The sequence below is a fragment of the Paenibacillus sp. GSMTC-2017 genome (assembly GCF_016019935.1).
Lineage (GTDB): Bacteria > Bacillota > Bacilli > Paenibacillales > Paenibacillaceae > Pristimantibacillus.
Genome location: NZ_JAECMT010000002.1, coordinates 192580 through 209856 on the forward strand (window position 1 = coordinate 192580; position 17277 = coordinate 209856).

Consider the following 17277-nt stretch of genomic DNA (forward strand, 5'->3'; position numbering starts at 1 on the left):
TAGATTTCCCTCTACAAGCTAGTGATGAGAAAGGAGCCTCCCGTTATTGATCCTAAGATCAAATTCCGGAAGGCTCAATCAAGTTGTATACAAACTATACTTTCTCTACATTAAAGTACTGCGCTTCTGGGTGTGCGAATACCATTGCAGATACGGACGCTTCAGGTTCCATCATAAATCCTTCTGTTAGTTCTACTCCGATATCCTCTGGTTTCATTAGATCAAATAATGGCTCTTGATCTTCCAAGTTTGGACATGCTGGATAACCAAATGATACACGAATACCTTGATAACGTGCTCCAAGACGTTGCTTCATTGTCATCTCAGCTGGATCTGGATAACCACAAATGTCACGCATCATGTGGTGAACTCGTTCTGCCATTCCTTCAGCCACTTCGAGAGCAACAGAATTTAGCGCATGTGAACGTAAATAATCACCTTTGTCTTTCCACTCATTTGCTAGATCACGAATACCCTTACCTGCTGTAACGACGAGGAAACCAACATAATCCATCGTGCCGCTCTCTACTGATTTTAAGAAGTCTGACAAACATAAGAAAGGTTCCACCTGTTGGCGTGGGAAAGTAAATCGTTTAATCTCCATAGTTGGATCATTAGGATCATAGATGATAACATCGTTACCAGACGATTGTGCAGGGAAGAAACGATACATGCCATGTGCTTGAATAAATCCTTCCGTATGACCTTCCCGCAATATTTCATCAACGGTAGCCTTCAATTGCACCGCTTTCTCATTGTCTTCAGCAAGCAATTTTTCAACTGTCCCTTTAAGTCCAAGATGATGACCAAGCAGCATTTGCATATTCACATAAGGAATAACATGTGGAATAGGAACATCTCGAAGGACATGCCGCTCCAAATCAGGAGGCGCGAATACTGGTGCATCTGGATTTATTTTGGAACGGACTGCACGCGTTAAAGTTGGCAACTGCTTAGTTTCAACTTCGTCAGTCGCTGCTGCTGCTTTGTAAGCAGCTAATTCTTCCTCAAGATGTTCACGATGCGCCGGGTCCATTAGTTTATTTGCAATATCTAATCCGTCCATTGCATCTTTAGCATATAGGACAAGTCCATCATATTCAGGACCAATTCTCGTTTTTGTAAACTTACGAGTAAGTGCAGCACCGCCAACTAGAATTGGTGCATCTATGCCCGCATTACGCAAATCTTGAGCTGTTATTACCATTTGCTGAGCTGATTTTACAAGCAAACCAGACAAACCAATCGCATCGACTTTCTCTTTACGATAAGCTTCGATCAATGCTTCAGGCGGCACTTTAATGCCAAGGTTAATTATTTTGTATCCGTTGTTTGACAAAATGATTTCCACTAAGTTTTTGCCGATATCATGTACATCGCCTTTAACTGTCGCTAGAATAATTTTCCCTTTAACGGAAGATTCATTCTTCTCCATAAATTGTTCCAAGTACGTAACGGACGCCTTCATAACTTCCGCACTTTGCAATACTTCAGCAACGATCAGCTCATTGTTGTTAAACAATTTGCCGACTTCCTCCATACCGCGCATTAGTGGTCCGTTAATAACTTCAAGAGCAGTGTACTTTTTCAAAGCGATATCAAGATCAGGGATAAGTCCTTCTTTTGTTCCTTCTATAACATAAGAAGCAAGTCGTTCCTCCAGAGTTAGATTCGAAATCTTCTCCTTCTTCTCAACTTTCTTATGGCGGAAAGCTGCTACAAACGCAGCAAGTGATTCATCCGTCGTATTGTAGATTAGTTCTTCAGCCAGTTTACGCTCTTCGTCAGGAATAGATGCATAACGCTCAAGTTTCTCTGTATTAACGATAGCATAATCTAGACCAGCTTTAGTCGCATGATACAAATAAACAGAGTTCAACACTTCGCGCCCAGCATCTGGTAAGCCGAATGATATGTTGCTTAGTCCTAGAATTGTTTTCGTTCTAGGGAACTTCTCTTTAATCATTCGAATACCTTCCAATGTTTCCACCGCAGAACCGATATATTGCGGGTCACCAGAACCAACTGGGAACATGTTAGGGTCAAATATAATATCTTCAGGGTTAACGCCATATTTATCAACTAATAGATTATAAGAACGCTCTGCAACTTCAATCTTCGCCTGACGTGAAACCGCCTGTCCACGTTCGTCTATAAGGATCATGACAACAGCTGCACCATAACGGTGTATTAACGGAATAATTTGTTCAAACTTCGATTCACCATCCTCCAAATTGATGGAGTTAATGATCGCTTTACCTTGTGAATATTTGAGACCTAGTTCAATAATATGATCATATGTGGAATCAAGCATTAATGGTGCTTTAATCTTTTTCACAACTTGTGGCAAAAAGTTATGAACAGCATACGCTTCATCAATGTCCGTATCTTGTAAGTTAATATCAATAACATGTGCGCCGCCCTTCACTTGAGCGCGGGCAATTTCTGATGCTTCATCAAACTTTTCTTCTTTAATTAAACGTTTAAATTTACGTGAACCAGAGATGTTCGTTCGTTCACCGATCATAATTGGGCGATTGTCTGCTTCTATAAATACAGTATCAATGCCTGAAACAGCATCAGCGTGTTCGCCAAGCTTCGTTCTTGGAGGGAATTTCGCCATTGTTTCTGCCATTACTCGAATATGTTCCGGTGTAGTACCACAACAACCGCCAGCAATGTTCAGCCAGCCTTGTTCAGCGAATGCTGCCATTTTTTTGGCAAGTGACTCTGGTGATTCATGATAATGACCATTTTCATCTGGTAGACCTGCATTGGGATAACAACTAACTGCTGCTCTAGCAATATCACTTAGAGTACGCACGTGATCACGCATAAACTCTGGACCCGTTGCACAGTTTAGACCGATCGATATCGGTTTCAAGTGTTCCAATGAAATGTAAAAAGATTCAATCGATTGACCTGCAAGTGTTGTACCCATCGGCTCGATCGTTCCTGAAATCATAATTGGAAGCTCTCTACCCAATACCTCAAACGCTTTCTTAATTCCGATACTTCCCGCTTTTACATTTAATGTATCTTGAGAAGTTTCTAGAAGTAATGTATCAACATCTGCTTCCATTAGTGCTAGCGCTTGTTCAAAATACGATTCTACTAATTCGTCAAATGTAACTCCGCCCGTAACAGATAAAGTCTTGGTCGTAGGACCTAACGCTCCCGCTACAAATCTCGGTCTATCAGGAGTACTATATTTGTCTGCCGCTGCACGAGCTAGTTTTGCTGCTACAAGATTAATCTCTCTAGCCTTTTCAGGAATATCATAATCTGCAAGCACAACGCTAGTTGCGCCGAACGTATTCGTTTCCAAAATATCAGCGCCTGCTTCTAAATACTCCTCATGAATGCGCTGAATAATATCAGGACGTGTTAGAACGAGTATTTCGTTACAGCCATCTAGTTCAGGCCCGCCGAAATCATCCTCCGTCAAATTCGCTTGCTGAATCATTGTGCCCATTGCGCCATCCAGAATAAGTATTCTCTCCTGGAGCAGTTGTTGTATGGTCGGTCTCGACAATTTGCTACACCCTTCCCAAAATCGTTACAAAATAGTTTATCAGAAACCTAACCATCAGAAAAGGATCATCCATCGACATTCGAGTTCTTTTGATTTATAATTATTATATCATTTAATTTCTATTGGAAAAGAGGGAATGAGCATGGCTGAGATAAGAATTCGCAATTCTGAGGAACGGATTCAAGGAGAAGAAAATGTCCGTGCATTTCTAGAAAGTCAAGAAGTCCTTTATGAACACTGGGATGCAACTAAACTTGCTAAAGACTTGCAAGATAAATTTGTATTGACTGATGAAGACAAAACTCAAATTCTTTCCACCTACGATGAAGAAATTCGTGAGCTGGCAGGGCGTCGTGGATATCAGACTTGGGATATCGTTGCATTGTCAGAGGCAACACCAAATATAGAAGAAATTTTGAAAAAATTCGAAAACGTTCATACTCATACAGAAGACGAAGTTCGTGCTATTACGGCTGGACGCGGTATCTTTATCATTAAAGGAACTGACGATGTAGGCTACTTTGATGTTGAGCTTGAAGCAGGCGATGTTATCTCTGTACCTGAACACAAGCCGCATTTCTTCACACTAATGGAAAATCGTCAAATCGTTGCTGTTCGTCTATTTATTGAAACGGAAGGTTGGATCGCTCATCCATTCGCGGATGAAACTTTCCAAGCAAAATAAGATTCTCTCACTATTATTTAAGCCCCTCCGCAGCGTCGAGCGCCGCTTGAGGGGCTTTTCATATTTTAATATATGTTTCTATTGCTCTAAAAGTTTCAATAGTTCTTCCAAGTTTGAAATCTCATAAGTAGGTACAATTTCATCGGTCCGTATTGCATCATGGCGATTGATCCATACAGATGTCATCCCTATAGTATTTGCTCCCAATATATCAGTAGTCAGCTTGTCCCCTACCATTATGCCATGTTCGGGTTCAATTCCAAGCTTCTCAAGTGCATGTTTGAAGATGGAAGGTGCAGGTTTGCCTTCACCAAAGCTACCTGAAACGATGATATGATCAAAATAAGGAATTAGTGTAGGAACACCATCAAGCTTCTCTTGTTGTAGATCTGGTGAACCATTCGTTAATAACAGTAGTTTGTACTTACCTTTCAAAGCATCAAGCACTTTAAACGTTTCATCATAGACGATCGGACGTGATCGACGTTCAGCAGGGAATTGTTCTGCTAGCTCAGCTCCCAGCTGGTCATTATGAACACCAAGCGCTTTAAGTGCTTGCGTCCACGCTGCTTTACGATAATCAGGTGCAAGCTTCTGAAGTTTACGGAACTCTTCCTGTTCACCAGCAGTGAAATTAGCCCAAAGTCCTTCAAACGGGTTAATACCAATCATTTTAGTAAAAGAGAACGTTTCATACGATTCATAAAGTGCTCTTGCTTCTTTTCGTACCGCTTCTTCTAGCTCGGTAGCATCTACGCCAGCAGCGGCAGCTCCCGCCTTACAAGTTGCTTCAAATGCTTCCTTTACGCTACGGTCATCCCACAATAACGTATCATCGAGATCAAATAAGACAGCTTGTTTCGCCATGATGGTTTCTACTCTCCTAATTCATTATTTTTCGTCAATTTCAAGTCCGTGTGTTGCGGCAAAAGCTTTTACTTTTACTGTCATGTCATCTGTAGGGAAACGGTTCAATAGGCGAGAAAAAGTCCATGGTCCACCCTTTTTCGGGAGAACAATCACATATCCATTTTGTAAACGGAAACCTTTAAGCGCATCCGTACCTAGACGTTTGTGTCCACCGAAGCGTCGGGAGACGACATAATCTTTGCCTATTGTGAGGTAAGGTTTGCGGAAATACAGTAAAGCAGCAAGTCCAATGTAAAGTCCAATTGTAACCCAGAACATCGTAGTAAACTTAAAGTTTGGGTTAAGTGGAGATACAATTGTAAATATAGTTACAAAAGCGAGAATCAGAATAGGAGCCATTATATTTCTACCTTTAAAAGTATCGGTTTTCTCAGCATTAAATACGATTTGACCTGTACCACTTTTTTTACGATCTTTATTGATTTTACTCATATTTTTACGAACTTTGCGCTCCCATGAACGTGACAAAACTTTTCCCCCTACTGTTTGATATTGTCTTCTTGCTCGTCTTCTACATACTTGATGGAATCCAACTGTTGCTTAAGGTTACCTTTGAAATTGATCAAATAAAGTTTTCGGAGATGATCTCTTTCAGTTGTTTCCTCTTCAGTTAGACCTTCCGATTTATTTTTACGAGAAAGCTCGTTAATGCGAGCAATTATTTTATCCATTTCCATCGTTTCTTTCCACCCCTCTCTAGCTGTCAACACTCTACTCCCTACTTTGACATTTCAAAGGTTCAATTGTCAAGGTTCTAGCGCTATTAGATACGCTTTAATGACATGTTTATAACGCAAAAAGAGCGTGTTGACCTCCTCAGGGGCCATTACGCTCTTAACTGAATTAATGATGTTATATGATGTACATCTTATTACTCTAACCAATAGCTAATTTAGATTAGGAATGATAAGCTTTTGACCAGGTTTAATAGTGACAGTCTCTAAGTTGTTCCTATGTTTTATCTTATAGACGATAAAGCCAATATCATCGCCACTGCTTGCATGACGTCTCGCAATTTCCCAAAGCGTATCTCCACTACTAACAGTAACCAAAATCTCCTCTGCCTGAAGCCTATCTGTACCTGATGCTGAAGTTCCCATAAGTAAAAAACTAGTAAAAACAAGCAAAGCAATCATGAGTACTACAATTATTTTAGCCCCATGTCGCTTAATTAAACGAAAAGTCGTTAATTTATGTGTAGGATCAACCGTTAGTATTGACTCCGTATGTATGGACCGATAAGTACCTTGATTTAATATTATCATATTGAGCGCCTCCCAAACATTTGTTCTGTTTTTAGATTAACACGAACAAATGTTTGTAGTCAACACTAAAATAGAACAAGTGTTTGTAAATATTTCAGAAACACGAACTTATGTGCTTGAGAACTTATGTTTGTACGAACTTCGGTTCTGTGTTATAATTTGACACAACATAACGAATGGAGTTGATGGAATTGTCGAAGATTTCCAAGCGGCAAAATTCGATACTTGAATTTATTAAGCAAGAAGTTCGAGACAAAGGGTACCCACCTTCTGTCCGAGAAATTGCAGAAGCTGTAGGCCTACTCTCCAGCTCGACGGTACACGGACATCTAGACCGTTTGGAGAAAAAGGGATTTATACGACGCGATCCAACTAAGCCAAGGGCTATTGAGATATTGAACCAAGAAGACGAAAACAATGTTATTCCGTTTCCAGTCTCCCAAGTTCCTATCGTCGGTAAAGTTACTGCAGGTGTCCCAATTACTGCAACTGAGAATATAGAAGATTACTTCCCTTTACCTTCACACTTTGTTGGAGATAATAACGTGTTTATCCTAACTGTAGTTGGTGAAAGTATGATCGAAGCTGGTATCCATAACGGTGATCTCGTTATTGTCCGTCAGCAACAGACAGCTAATAACGGCGACATCGTTGTAGCAATGACAGAAGATGACGAAGCTACTGTAAAGACGTTCTACAAAGAAAAAGATCATATTCGCTTACAACCTGAGAACTCCACTATGGAGCCAATTCGTCTACATAATGTGAGTATTCTTGGTAAAGTAGTTGGACTCTTCCGCGATATTCATTAATTCAAAAAGGGCAGCTCTTCCGACAATTTGTCGTGAGAGCTGCCCTTTTTATATGTACAATATGTTATTATTTGTATACATTTAGTTCGGTCAAATAACCATTCGTGAGCGACAAAGCACTCGACTAGTTGAACATCTTTACACTAGAGTAATCTTCCTTCTAATTCATTAATCGTCAATACCCATTCATCGAAACTATCGGTTTCTTCCCATAACTCTTTCAGTTCGGAATCTATTAATATCTTTCCTAGTGCTTTCTTAGCTGGTAATAATAGTTCAGTCCCTTGGCCTTTATGTTGACTGATCCACTCTTCTAGATCTTCTTCATATCCTTCTTGCCCCGGTTTATTGTGCATAGCAGCCAATATATCAATAGCTCCAAGAGCAATTGATGCGGTGTCTGCATCTATATATTTTCCATCATGCACCATTTCGATAGCTTCTGAGATTAATTCCAAATCCTGCGCTTCTAAGAGATCCACTACCCAATCCAGTACAGTATCATTTTCAAGATTACCATGACCCCATGCTCCCACGCACAAACACCCTCTCTTATTTTTGAAATAATAGATTTATTTAACATTTTGAAAATTTTATCCTGCTTACAGTACCACGAGGCGATTAAATGAAATCGTACACCTTATTTGTGTAATATTGATCAATCACATTACATCTAATCGACCAAATTCTACTTTACTAGGCAACTCGGTATCCTTTAATCGTTCAAACTCCTCATCAATTTTAGGTGCATATTCTTTTGTAAGAATCATACCATTTAAAACTTTTATTATAATGTCCATTTCATCGTCACTAAGTAAAGGCAGTTCTTCGTCAAAAAATTCCATCTTTTTCCCAAATATTCTCGGCAAATTTGTTCTGACTAATTGATTTTCTTCCTCAGTCAGCTTTTTTAACAGGGACATAATTGTAGTTAATCTTTCATTCATAAATGAAGCTCCTCTCCAGTAATCTATTATTTCAATTATTTCTATCATTTTACACTAACACAAATATAAAGTTGTTAGGTGTATAATTAATCAACAATAGATTAGCAATAATAAAGGAGAGTAATTATGAATGCAATTGTAATCGGTGGTGGTATTGGCGGGTTAAGTTGTGCAATTGCACTTCGAAAGGTAGGCTGGGATGTTACTGTATTTGAACAAAATGAAACACTGATAGAGAACGGGGCCGGTATAGTGCTCGCTGCAAATGCTATGAGGGCATTAAAGAGTCTTGACATAGCTAAACATATACAGGAAGAAGGAACACCCATCGGAGTAGCCGAGCTTCGTTCGTGGGACGGAAATCTTTTAGCAAGCTTACCAGTTGATAAACAGGCGATACGTTATGGAACACCGAGTTATCTCATTCATCGTGGTAAATTGCAATCCATTTTACATTCACATTGTTTACATATTGGCGTTAGTGTCCATTTGGGGAAAAGTTTCGCTGAAGTGGATGAGAATAACGATGGAGTTGAGGTTCGCTTTCCCGATGGAACGAGTACATACAGCGATCTTTTAATTGCTGCTGATGGTTACCGTTCTAAAATCCGTGACCAACTTTTTGGTCACAGCTCACTTCGTTATTCAGGCTATAGAGCGATACGAGGCATAGGTAGCTTCGAGGACCCGCGTTATCCACTCGCGGCCGGTGGAGGATTTGAGGCGCTTGGCAAAGGCGCTCGTTTTGGATTTTCTCACCTTGGTAATGGACGTATCTTTTGGTTTGCTGCAATAAATGAACCAGAAGGACAGCGTGCTCACTTTACACCAGAAGAACATAAGAAACTCCTTCTTCAAAAGTTTCAGAACTGGTATTCACCAGTTCCCTCAGTTGTAGAAGCAACCTCAACCTCGGATATTTTGTCTCATTCTATCTACGATCTAGCACCGCTAAGTAATTGGAGTAAAGGTCGAATAACTCTACTAGGGGATGCAGCACATCCCATGTTGCCTAACTTAGGGCAAGGTGGAGCACAAGCGATGGAGGATGCTGTCGTACTTGCCGATCTGCTTAAAAACAAACCTATAGGAACAACTTTAGTTGAATCCTTAAAAGCATTTGAAAAATTACGCATTCAACGTGTCAGTAAGATCGTCCGTCAATCGCGCCTTATGGGGCGGCTTATGCAATTAGAGTCTCCACTCGCACTAACTATTAGGAATGCCGCATTTCGAGTAGCCGTAGATAAGTTTTTTATTGCTCGGTTACATCCAGTTGTTGGTTATGATCCGCCTATATTGTGATATAAAGTTATTTTTTTAAAAATATAATAACTCGTAGTTTATTAACTTTAAGTTACTCATAGAAAAATATTTGCCGTTTCAACCAAAGCAAACGTCTGTAAAAAATCTGAATATGCGAACGATATTAAAATCGTTCACACTCCCATTTGCCATCGCTTCATCTTACTGAAATAGCCCAATCAAATTCAATAGGTATTCGCATATAAATGTGAAAAAAACATCGGAGGTTAATGCGATGAAATTGGACGCTGACACTCTTCTTATAATTGCGGCTGTAGTTACAGCTGCTGGTTCAGCATTAGTTTTACAGTCACTCCTCAAAGCAAAATCAGAAGATGAAACCCCACCTCCAGTGGTGAGTCTGTTATAGTCCATAATTACGCTTTAGCTATTCTAAAAGTATAGACATTACTGTACACCAAAAAAGCTTCGGGGGCACATGGGGGTCAAAACTGATTAACAATCAGTTTTGACCCCCCAATGTACTACCCCCAAACCTTTATCGGTACTGCTGTGATTAATCTAATAAATAGTCGAATTTAGATCTCTTTCCCATTGGCCAACTTGTGAGCGGTTTGTATACCTATCTTTTATATCATTTCAAAGCATAGCATAATAGTTAAAAATCGATCTTTTAATCTAAAAATGTTATACGATTTCTTATCGTATATACATTGGAGGGCATCATTCTTTGGCAGTATCTACTAATTCATTTCGCATTCTATCTTATAATAGTAGAACAAATTAGTATAATACTCACTTGTGTTATTATTCATCTCTTTGTATAATTAATACACTGTTTTCCAGTGAAAGGTTTTCTATGAAAAAAAGTCCAAGTTACTGGTTTTGGTTTTAGTCATTCTTTGTCTTATACTAATGTTTATAGTTGTTGGCTTCATGACGCTGGACAATTTCTCTGAAAGATTATGGAAAAGTTACAGTGAGATGTAGAATCAAGATAACCCACAGTGTGTGGTTTTTTTTCTTTAAGATTATATTCGGTAGCAGACTCTTGATGAGTTTTGAAAATAGCCCCTACATCTCATTCCTCTGGTAAGTCTTTATATTCAATAAGTACTTTTTAACTTATCAAAAAGTACAGACCTTATTGCAAACAAAAAAGGCTCCGGGGGACACCTGGGTGGTAAAACTGATTACCAATCAGTTTTGCCTCCCAATGTACTCCCCCGAAACCATTTTCGGTACTGCTTTAATTATTCTAATAAAGAGTCAAATATTGATCTCTTTCCCATTGGTGAACTTGTGTACGATTTATATACCATGATTTTATATCAATTCAAAGCATTGCATAATGGCTAATAATCTACTTATTTAATCTACAAATGTCATACCATTTCATATCGTATTATAAATTGGGGGGCATTAGGGGGGCATTTTGGGGGGCATTATTATCTGAAGTTAAACGGAGTCAAAGATTTTAATTGACTTCGTTTATTTCTCGGTATTCGGATCAACAAAATTAATCCTTTCTCCTCCCTTACGTTTTGATTCTTCGATTATTTCAAAGATACTCATCATTAAATCAGGTGACACTTCATCTATTTTCGCCTCAGTAAATTGCAAGACATAGTCTCCATTTAAAGAACATTTGTTCTCATTATACTACAAACATACGTTCTTGTTAATGACTAAAAAATAACCCCTACATTTTATAGTAAGAGTTATTGATTTGACTAAGTATTCAAGTTCATTGTATGTCTACATTTAGGGAAGTTAGAGCAACCGTAGAACTCACCACGACTACTTTTACGTTTAACCAGTAAGTAACCACATTTCGGGCAATCAAGATCCTCAGGTTCTTCGATTACATCCTCTTCAGGTTCATAAACTGGAACAACCGGTTCTTCTAAAGCAACTGCAACTAATGTCTGAGGTTCGGAGTTAATAGCAAGAATCATCTCTATTAGTAGCTTACGATTGATAAGTTTGACTCCACTTGACTTAGCTAAGTTATATGCTTGTTCCGTATAGTCGCTATTCGTTACAACCCAAGCTTCAGCAGCTTTATAGTGAGCCAAGGCTGTATGAATTTCTTGAACTGCCTTTAGGCCGACATTTTTACTATAACGTTTGGCTTGGACAACTATCTTCTTTCCATTCTTAGAGATTACCAAGTCAGCCCCATAATCACCAGAAGACTGAGTTACTTCAGCTTTGTAGCCTTGCGCTTCGAACAAGTGACCTAAGTATAGTTCAAACCTACGTCCATCCATTTTATCGATGTCAGTAATACCTGATCTTCTTAGTCGTTCATTGTTCTTCCGGTTGAGTATAATTACACTTGTTAAATAAACACCTAGAATCGCTCCAGCAAAAATTGAAGAAATAAGCAATGATTTAAATAAGTAATATCCCCCTATAAAACTTCCAAACACCAATAATAAAATTAGACTTTGCAAAGGATCGAGTTCATCCTTTTTCCTTCTTCTAGCCATCACCTAAAAACTCCCAACATTATTTGTTATCGTCTATTATAACTGATTACAACTTAAAAGATAGGTCTTTAGCACCGTTTACTCCTTAAACTATTAATTCCACATATCGCCAATAATCTCAAATTGTTATAGATTATTAATTACATAAACTATTTTAAAGGGGTAATCGAATTTTGAAGAGATTCTATGGTTTATTATTAGCTGTAATGCTAGTCACATCTGCTTGCAGTGCACAAGCTAGTACCAGTTCTACAACTGCAGCTACTACTGTACAAAAAAGAGCACGACCACGAACTTATATTTCCAAGCGATAAGTACCCTGAGACTGCTAAGCACATTATTAAAGCAATTGAAAATGGAGAATCAAACATTTGTACCATAGATAGAAATGGCTCCGATGAGAACCGTGAGGAATCTTTAAAAGGAATTGAAACAAAGAAAGGATTTGATCGGGACGAGTGGCCTATGGCAATGTGTACCGAGGGCGGTAAAGGAGCAGATGTTGCATATGTAGAATCAAGCGACAACCGCGGATCAGGTAGTTGGGTCGGTAATCAACTAACTGACTATCCCGACGGAACTAAGATACTCTTTATTGTAGCTAAACCAGCTGTTACTGTTAAGTCGTCGCCTAAGCCAATTGCTAAGCCTACTATTAAACCAACGGTTCAGCCATCACCAAAACCGACTACAAAGCCAACTGCTAAACCTACAACAAAACCAAAGCCAACCCCTACTCCAAAGGTCGAGACGGAAGTATATTATAAAAACTGTACGGCTGTTAGGGATGCCGGAGCTGATCCAATTTACGAAGGAGATCCAGGTTACAGTAACAAGCTTGATCGTGACGGTGACGGAGTAGCTTGCGAATAGTATTTCTTATTAGACCGCCTTCGGTCGGTTTTATACTTGAAAAAACCCTAGGGGAGTCAAGTCCTCTAGGGTTTTTACTTTTATTTTAATTTAAGTTTACTTTTGAATGCATCTAGATCACTATTATTAATTCCTTTTTGGAATGGTGCGATGCCATTGTAGTTCACCGCATCGTATTTTAATTTATTATTCCCTTGCACTTCAAACTTACCTTGATAAACACCTGAGATTACGAATCCTGTCGAAGTAACAGGACCCTCATATGGAATTAAAAACAATAGAAATCTATCACTATTCTTCGTTAAATGAATATTGAATGCTGCAATCTCAAAAATCTTAATTGTCTGTCCTTCATACTTTTGTTCGCCCTTTACAACATCCAACACTTGCGCGCTAGAGAGTGTAAAGTTCGCCCCTTCATATTTGATTTTTTCAGATTCACCAGTCAATTTAACTTCGACAATTAATGGTGATTTTTGTTTCATCACATCCAGTGTTTTATATTCTTCTGCTAAATCTAACATTGCGTAATTAACTTGTGGGGCATCTACAACGTTTTTATCACTATCCACATTTGAACACCCTGCCAAAAGAAGAGCAACAACAATTAAACTACTAAACAAACGTCTCATCTGATCACCTCTGTACTTTAGTAAAGTGCATTTACGCCATTGATATCATCTGGTTGTAGTGTATACCATTTGTTTGCATGTCGTTGCGCCTCGTCTCTCATAACAGATGCCACTCCGACAGATGCATGATCTAATCCTAACGCATGTCCAATTTCGTGCATGTAAACCGCTTTACGTTGATCGTATGTCATTGGGGTGCCATCAGTCATATGATATGCATTCCCATAAACTACCGCATAGTACCAATCTTCGGTTATAGAACCTGCCCCTCCAGGACCAGGATTCATAGGATCTGTGCTAGTTTCTGCAGCATACAACTCTGCCCACCCGTTTACCAATGTGTTTCCGTAGTTGGTTCCATACGCTAAAATGTACGAGTTAAATGTGGGATTAACAGTCCAATCCGCATAATACGCTTCAGTAAGATTATTCCATGCATTCATTGCACCCTCAGCAGTTTGTTCCATATTTATTGTAACTCCATGTACTGTCACACTAGGTGATGCATTATTTCTGAACTGACCATCACTAATACCATTTTCCATCTTTCCGCCTAGAATGTAATTTGCGCCGTTTACTGTTGAAGAAAATGAGAATACAACAACTAAGGAGAAAAATAATAGAAATCGAAAACCGTAATTTTTCATGATACTCTTCATGAATTAGCTTCCCTCCTGAGACACTAAATAGGTTTTGTAATCGTCGACTTAAAGCTAGATTAAACAAATTCTGTAAGAACAACAAGAAGGCACTTTAAAGTTACCTGTATAGAAATTTTGGATAAAACAACAGATCATGCACAAATTGTAAAAAATACTAAAGGGATTGTATCTGCTTGGAGACAATGCATTTTCCCGATGAAATCCGATCCTTATCTCAAGTACCAAACCTGCCTACTGTTACTGCTACTATAAATGAAAAAGAACTACTTATGGCAAAAGCACTTGTGGAGCAGCTTAGTGAGCAGTTTGATCCATAAAAATTTACTGATGATTACCGGTTAGCTTTAACTAATCTGATCGAGCAAAAGATTGCTGGCGAAAGTATTGATATCGTCTCAGCCCCAACATCAGAAGGACGTTCAAATGTAATTGATTTAATGACTGCTTTACAAGCAAGCCTCGATGCTACTAAAGCACCAACAGTAACAGATGGATCTGCGCCTAAAAAGCAAAAGAGGAAAACTAAAAGCAAAGCGAAGGATAATGTATCATGATGCAGCTCCCTTCTGTGCCTATGGCCCCCAGGACCTCACCTGTTATACCGACTGGTCCAGAATGGGGTTACCAAATCAAATGGGATGGTGTAAGAACACTGGTTAGGCTAGACGGAAACGGCGGAGTTGAGATATTTTCAAAGCGTGTTGTACCGCGAAATGACCGCTTCCCCGAGATTGTTGAGCTACTGAGCCCTCTAAGGATTGGAGCTTGTGTCCTTGATGGTGAAATTGCTTATTTTGATGGCAAACGACCAAACTTCCAGCGAGTCTTAGTTGGCGTTAACCGTAAGAAGTTTGATGATAATCTCATTTTTGTGGCGTTTGACATGCTCTATGACGACGGTGAGGATATTCGCCAACTACCTTTCAAGGATCGGTTTGCTAAGCTTGCAGAAAGGTTGCCAGTCAAAACACCGCGGCTATTTGTAACTGACCTGATGCATGACGGTCCTGCTCTTTGGGAGTGGGTAAACACACGTGAATGGGAAGGTATTATTTCCAAGCGCTTAGATAGCCCTTACGTCTAGGCAAAGAAGCATAAATATGCCCCTTTCCCTCTCTATCTGCTGGGATGAAAAAGTCTGATATTGTTTGGCTTGGAGTTACTTTCCCGTGCCGTGTAACAGCACTTGAGTTTTCTGACGGCGGTATTTTACGTCAACCTAAATTGATTGGATTTGGTGCCGAATGAGAGAAGGCGACCCTGTACGCTTACGTGGTGACAAGAAAGTTGGACGAATACATAACATCAATGGTAGAAGTGTTGAAGTGGAATGGACGCTCGAAAAGATTATGAGCCGCGGTAAGTTTAAACACATAGCGGAATACGAAATAGATGATCTAGAAGGAGTTTAAGCATGTCAAAACATGATAAATCAACTGAGCAAGAGGCTTTGATTGATGAAATTGATAAGTCCTCAAAAGAATTAGAACTTGTTGTTGGAAATATAATGTACGGCAAGATGACCCCTGATGAAGCTACAGAGTGGCTTGAATACGAGTCTAGTGAGGTTGTCGATACCTTGGAGAAAGCAAGGGAATACATCGAGGAACACACGGATAAATAAAGATAGGAACTTCCCCCGCCACCTATTCTCGGTCAGCGGGTTTTTATTTGTAAAATAATTGCGTTTTCCACTACACTGCACCTATACAATTATGTATAGTGATGATATGATCGGAAAATACAAGTGATTTTAGATTGGATGTTGGTTGATATGTTATTGCTCTTGATCTTATCTGTTGTACCTATTACATTCTACATAATCTTTAAAATTATAAAAAGAGTATACGATAAATTAAGTATGCTCTCAAAACAATAAAAGCCCGCTAACCAAATTACGGTCGGCGGGCTTCCTCATGTCTATCTTATCTTTATAGTTTGCTTTATAAGTTGATGTGTCAATACAGTAACTCCACCGACTAAAATTAGAAGTATTCCCTCCTTAACATCACCTACCCTATTCCTCATTTATTAACCAAGGTTTTGGGACTAAATTATTTAGAAACTCAAGTGCTTCTGAAATGTTTTCGATAGGAACAATATCTATTTCAAGGCCTTCGGTTTCAGCAATCTTAATAGCTGTAGGAAATTGAACCTTTGGAACAAAGAAGTAATTAAACTTACGCTCTTCTTTTTTTTCGTGGAGTTTATCGGAAGCGATTAGTTTCATTTTTAATCCACCTATGCGACCGATATTACCATCAGTGTCTATTGTACCTGTTCCACATATTCTGTAACCTTTTAAGAGATCTTCTTCACCGAATTGTTGGATAAGTTCCAATGTGATCATCATACCAGCAGAGTATTCTTGAAACTTCTTATTAGCATTCTCAAGAACATCCTCTGGAAGTTTCTTGCCAAGAATTGATTCAGCTACCACTACAGCATTATGTTTTGATTCATTCAATACTTTTTTTCCGAATGCATTATTACTTTTTTGTAATTCAAGGGGATCAGACGTTGAAAAACGGCAAACTCTGAATTAGCATAAGTAACATCTATTTCATCTGTTATCTCTTCGCTTGTAAAAGGATTTTCATTTCTTTAAATGCGTTAATTGCATACTCCTTCTCATGATTTCGATACATCCCTTTTGAACTTTTAAAACCAGAACTATTATTGGTGTATAAAAAGTAAAAATGACCCGGTCGCTGCTTAGTATATATAGGATTAATCAATTCTGAGCTACTTTTAGTTCCTCCTGTTAAAAAGATTGTGTGATATTCATAAGACTGAGAACAGAATGAATTAAAGAAAATTAACGACAGAGTGAAAAATGTGGCAAAAAGATCAACTTTTTTCCTTCGCGATGCTTTGTACTTAGGATTTTTAATTCTAAAAAGAAAAATAAAACTTACAATACAAGTGATTAAGGAAATTACAACGTATACGGAGGGATACATGGTGTAATTATGGAGGCTATGATGAAGGGAATGACGAGAGCATTCCGTATAATTTTAGAATGGATCGACATTCGAAGGATGGATTGCGCTTAACGCAGGTTTTAGTCAGGATTTAAAAGTGTTCTATAAAGATCGATTGGTCACATAGATTTTCAATACAAAGGGAAGGGGTATAAGGCAATCATTGTTGATAGAGACATCGTCTTTAATAA

The 17277-nt window shown here is 38.8% G+C and carries 20 protein-coding genes and 1 pseudogene; 10 read left to right on the plus strand and 11 right to left on the minus strand.

Features of this window, described 5'->3' with window-relative positions:
• Positions 1–94: 94 nt before the first annotated feature.
• Complete coding sequence (gene metH / locus I6N90_RS08115; protein ID WP_442950956.1) at positions 95–3475, minus strand: methionine synthase; 3381 nt, start codon at positions 3473–3475, stop codon at positions 95–97.
• Positions 3476–3677: 202 nt separating this feature from the next.
• On the opposite strand from metH, the gene I6N90_RS08120 reads away from it, so the two are divergent.
• Entirely contained in the window at positions 3678–4220 is a 543-nt protein-coding gene (locus I6N90_RS08120; protein WP_197935032.1) for a 1,2-dihydroxy-3-keto-5-methylthiopentene dioxygenase, read from the plus strand.
• Between the two features lie 78 nt (positions 4221–4298).
• On the opposite strand, the gene I6N90_RS08125 is transcribed toward I6N90_RS08120, so the two are convergent.
• From I6N90_RS08125 to I6N90_RS08140, 4 genes are all read right to left on the minus strand, one after another.
• Positions 4299–5087, minus strand: a complete 789-nt coding sequence (locus I6N90_RS08125) for an HAD-IA family hydrolase (RefSeq protein WP_197935033.1) — start codon at positions 5085–5087, stop codon at positions 4299–4301.
• A gap of 24 nt (positions 5088–5111) precedes the next feature.
• A complete protein-coding gene (locus tag I6N90_RS08130) occupies positions 5112–5618 on the minus strand; it encodes a hypothetical protein (protein WP_197935034.1) in 507 nt (168 codons plus the stop codon).
• An 11-nt stretch (positions 5619–5629) separates the two neighbouring features.
• Positions 5630–5857 carry a DUF896 domain-containing protein gene (locus tag I6N90_RS08135; protein ID WP_442950948.1) on the minus strand — a complete coding sequence of 76 codons (228 nt, stop codon included), beginning with the start codon at positions 5855–5857 and terminating at the stop codon, positions 5630–5632.
• 180 nt (positions 5858–6037) lie between these two features.
• A complete protein-coding gene (locus I6N90_RS08140; protein WP_197935035.1) occupies positions 6038–6415 on the minus strand; it encodes a LysM peptidoglycan-binding domain-containing protein in 378 nt (125 codons plus the stop codon).
• Between the two features lie 191 nt (positions 6416–6606).
• Between I6N90_RS08140 and lexA the strand changes: the two genes are divergently transcribed.
• On the plus strand, positions 6607–7227 hold the full coding sequence (lexA, locus tag I6N90_RS08145; RefSeq protein ID WP_197935036.1) for a transcriptional repressor LexA: 621 nt from the start codon (positions 6607–6609) through the stop codon (positions 7225–7227).
• A 143-nt stretch (positions 7228–7370) separates the two neighbouring features.
• Here the strand turns inward: lexA and I6N90_RS08150 are convergent, their stop codons facing one another.
• Both I6N90_RS08150 and I6N90_RS08155 read right to left on the minus strand, forming a co-directional pair.
• Positions 7371–7763 carry a DUF4259 domain-containing protein gene (locus tag I6N90_RS08150; RefSeq protein WP_197935037.1) on the minus strand — a complete coding sequence of 131 codons (393 nt, stop codon included), beginning with the start codon at positions 7761–7763 and terminating at the stop codon, positions 7371–7373.
• 126 nt (positions 7764–7889) lie between these two features.
• Complete coding sequence (locus tag I6N90_RS08155; protein ID WP_197935038.1) at positions 7890–8174, minus strand: hypothetical protein; 285 nt, start codon at positions 8172–8174, stop codon at positions 7890–7892.
• A 126-nt stretch (positions 8175–8300) separates the two neighbouring features.
• On the opposite strand from I6N90_RS08155, the gene I6N90_RS08160 reads away from it, so the two are divergent.
• Together I6N90_RS08160 and I6N90_RS25050 are read left to right on the plus strand one after the other, a co-directional pair.
• Entirely contained in the window at positions 8301–9479 is a 1179-nt protein-coding gene (locus tag I6N90_RS08160) for an FAD-dependent monooxygenase (protein WP_197935039.1), read from the plus strand.
• A 235-nt stretch (positions 9480–9714) separates the two neighbouring features.
• Positions 9715–9849 (plus strand): hypothetical protein, encoded by a 135-nt coding sequence (locus I6N90_RS25050; protein WP_269669465.1) that lies wholly within the window; start codon positions 9715–9717, stop codon positions 9847–9849.
• Positions 9850–11173: 1324 nt separating this feature from the next.
• On the opposite strand, the gene I6N90_RS08165 is transcribed toward I6N90_RS25050, so the two are convergent.
• Complete coding sequence (locus tag I6N90_RS08165) at positions 11174–11935, minus strand: restriction endonuclease (protein ID WP_197935040.1); 762 nt, start codon at positions 11933–11935, stop codon at positions 11174–11176.
• 285 nt (positions 11936–12220) lie between these two features.
• On the opposite strand from I6N90_RS08165, the pseudogene I6N90_RS24695 reads away from it, so the two are divergent.
• Positions 12221–12535 (plus strand): annotated as a pseudogene (locus I6N90_RS24695) (NucA/NucB deoxyribonuclease domain-containing protein); the annotation flags it as partial.
• A 204-nt stretch (positions 12536–12739) separates the two neighbouring features.
• The gene (locus I6N90_RS24700; RefSeq protein WP_332262446.1) at positions 12740–12808 is read left to right on the plus strand and encodes an excalibur calcium-binding domain-containing protein; all 69 of its coding nucleotides are present in this window, start codon (positions 12740–12742) and stop codon (positions 12806–12808) included.
• An 80-nt stretch (positions 12809–12888) separates the two neighbouring features.
• Here the strand turns inward: I6N90_RS24700 and I6N90_RS08175 are convergent, their stop codons facing one another.
• Together I6N90_RS08175 and I6N90_RS08180 are read right to left on the minus strand one after the other, a co-directional pair.
• A complete protein-coding gene (locus tag I6N90_RS08175) occupies positions 12889–13440 on the minus strand; it encodes a hypothetical protein (RefSeq protein ID WP_197935041.1) in 552 nt (183 codons plus the stop codon).
• Positions 13441–13457: 17 nt separating this feature from the next.
• The gene (locus I6N90_RS08180) at positions 13458–14099 is read right to left on the minus strand and encodes a matrixin family metalloprotease (RefSeq protein WP_197935042.1); all 642 of its coding nucleotides are present in this window, start codon (positions 14097–14099) and stop codon (positions 13458–13460) included.
• 185 nt (positions 14100–14284) lie between these two features.
• Here I6N90_RS08180 and I6N90_RS25055 point away from each other — a divergent pair, with 185 nt between their 5' ends.
• The 4 genes from I6N90_RS25055 (at position 14285) to I6N90_RS08200 (ending at position 15726) form a co-directional block, all read left to right on the plus strand.
• Positions 14285–14419 carry a hypothetical protein gene (locus I6N90_RS25055; protein WP_269669466.1) on the plus strand — a complete coding sequence of 45 codons (135 nt, stop codon included), beginning with the start codon at positions 14285–14287 and terminating at the stop codon, positions 14417–14419.
• A 257-nt stretch (positions 14420–14676) separates the two neighbouring features.
• Positions 14677–15186: an ATP-dependent DNA ligase gene (locus I6N90_RS08190; RefSeq protein WP_197935044.1), complete on the plus strand. Its 510-nt coding sequence runs from the start codon at positions 14677–14679 to the stop codon at positions 15184–15186.
• 160 nt (positions 15187–15346) lie between these two features.
• A complete protein-coding gene (locus I6N90_RS08195; RefSeq protein ID WP_197935045.1) occupies positions 15347–15514 on the plus strand; it encodes a hypothetical protein in 168 nt (55 codons plus the stop codon).
• Positions 15515–15516: 2 nt separating this feature from the next.
• Complete coding sequence (locus I6N90_RS08200; protein ID WP_197935046.1) at positions 15517–15726, plus strand: hypothetical protein; 210 nt, start codon at positions 15517–15519, stop codon at positions 15724–15726.
• Positions 15727–16119: 393 nt separating this feature from the next.
• On the opposite strand, the gene I6N90_RS08205 is transcribed toward I6N90_RS08200, so the two are convergent.
• Positions 16120–16569: a hypothetical protein gene (locus tag I6N90_RS08205; protein WP_197935047.1), complete on the minus strand. Its 450-nt coding sequence runs from the start codon at positions 16567–16569 to the stop codon at positions 16120–16122.
• Positions 16570–17277 lie beyond the last annotated feature (708 nt).

Coding starts and splice junctions, on each gene's coding strand:
- metH (WP_442950956.1), bottom strand. CDS start 3,475: ATGGGCACAATGATTCAGCAAGCGAATTTGACGGAGGATGATTTCGGC.
- I6N90_RS08120 (WP_197935032.1), top strand. CDS start 3,678: ATGGCTGAGATAAGAATTCGCAATTCTGAGGAACGGATTCAAGGAGAA.
- I6N90_RS08125 (WP_197935033.1), bottom strand. CDS start 5,087: ATGGCGAAACAAGCTGTCTTATTTGATCTCGATGATACGTTATTGTGG.
- I6N90_RS08140 (WP_197935035.1), bottom strand. CDS start 6,415: ATGATAATATTAAATCAAGGTACTTATCGGTCCATACATACGGAGTCA.
- I6N90_RS08155 (WP_197935038.1), bottom strand. CDS start 8,174: ATGAATGAAAGATTAACTACAATTATGTCCCTGTTAAAAAAGCTGACT.
- I6N90_RS08160 (WP_197935039.1), top strand. CDS start 8,301: ATGAATGCAATTGTAATCGGTGGTGGTATTGGCGGGTTAAGTTGTGCA.
- I6N90_RS25050 (WP_269669465.1), top strand. CDS start 9,715: ATGAAATTGGACGCTGACACTCTTCTTATAATTGCGGCTGTAGTTACA.
- I6N90_RS08165 (WP_197935040.1), bottom strand. CDS start 11,935: ATGGCTAGAAGAAGGAAAAAGGATGAACTCGATCCTTTGCAAAGTCTA.
- I6N90_RS08175 (WP_197935041.1), bottom strand. CDS start 13,440: ATGAGACGTTTGTTTAGTAGTTTAATTGTTGTTGCTCTTCTTTTGGCA.
- I6N90_RS08180 (WP_197935042.1), bottom strand. CDS start 14,099: ATGAAGAGTATCATGAAAAATTACGGTTTTCGATTTCTATTATTTTTC.
- I6N90_RS25055 (WP_269669466.1), top strand. CDS start 14,285: ATGCATTTTCCCGATGAAATCCGATCCTTATCTCAAGTACCAAACCTG.
- I6N90_RS08190 (WP_197935044.1), top strand. CDS start 14,677: ATGGCCCCCAGGACCTCACCTGTTATACCGACTGGTCCAGAATGGGGT.
- I6N90_RS08195 (WP_197935045.1), top strand. CDS start 15,347: ATGAGAGAAGGCGACCCTGTACGCTTACGTGGTGACAAGAAAGTTGGA.
- I6N90_RS08200 (WP_197935046.1), top strand. CDS start 15,517: ATGTCAAAACATGATAAATCAACTGAGCAAGAGGCTTTGATTGATGAA.